Origin of the sequence: Flavobacterium wongokense, assembly GCF_021608265.1 — a bacterium.
GTDB classification, from domain to species: Bacteria; Bacteroidota; Bacteroidia; order Flavobacteriales; family Flavobacteriaceae; genus Flavobacterium; species Flavobacterium wongokense.
Genome location: NZ_JAKIHP010000023.1, coordinates 1 through 833 on the forward strand (window position 1 = coordinate 1; position 833 = coordinate 833).

The 833-nt window shown below is 50.5% G+C and carries 1 protein-coding gene; it reads right to left on the bottom strand.

From position 1 onward, the window contains the following. Positions 1 to 833, bottom strand: an 833-nt coding sequence (locus L1S31_RS14850) for an FIDD domain-containing protein (protein ID WP_502539616.1), incomplete at both ends; no start/stop codon positions are given.

The following is an 833-nucleotide window of genomic DNA, read 5'->3' on the forward strand; positions in this document are numbered from 1 at the left end:
ACAATATCATCCAGGTTTACCGGTGCTATTGGGCTTGGGTTTACGTTAAGCTCTATCGGGATGATGCTCACACAGTGCGTGGTGCTGTCCTCTGCCCTTACATAGATTGTCTGGATAAAAGGATAGATGTTGGTATACGCCGTAGGGGTTGGGATTGTTGTCCCGTTAGCCTGGGCATCGGTAAGGGTCTCGTGGAAGCTTACGATGTAGGTCGTTACACCACCCAGCATTCCCGGGATAAGCGTCGTAAGGTCAAAGGTCGTGAATCCGTCCTGGTTCTGGTCACACAGCGTATAAGGCTGCGCCGGTGGAATAAGGCTCGGAAGCGGCTCCACCCTGATGTCCATCGTAGAGATGACATAACATCCGGTAGCCTGGTTGGTAATGCGGATACCCAAAGTCTGGACATACTGGATAACGTTCTCGTACATCAGGCTGGTGTTGGGAATCTGAAGCGTCCCGTTCTGTGCATCGCCAAGGCTCTGGTAGAACGTTACCTCCATGCCGGTCTGGCCTAAAAGGATGTCATCAATCTGGCTGGCCAGGTCAAAGACCTCATAACCAATACGGGTCTGGTCATTATCGCACAGCGAATACTGAGGATAGTTTGGCTGGAGTGAATTCGGAAGCGGGTTGACCACCAGGGTCAGGGTTACGATATCAAAACATCCCGTAAGGTTGTCCTCAACGCGTACATAAAGCGTTTGGGTGTCAGGCGTTGCATTGGTATAATTGGTAACATTGATAATCTCATTGGTTGGCGTCTGCGCATCCGGAAGATTAGTATAGAATCTCACCGTAACCGTTGCAGGGTTGATGGTTCCCAGTATCTC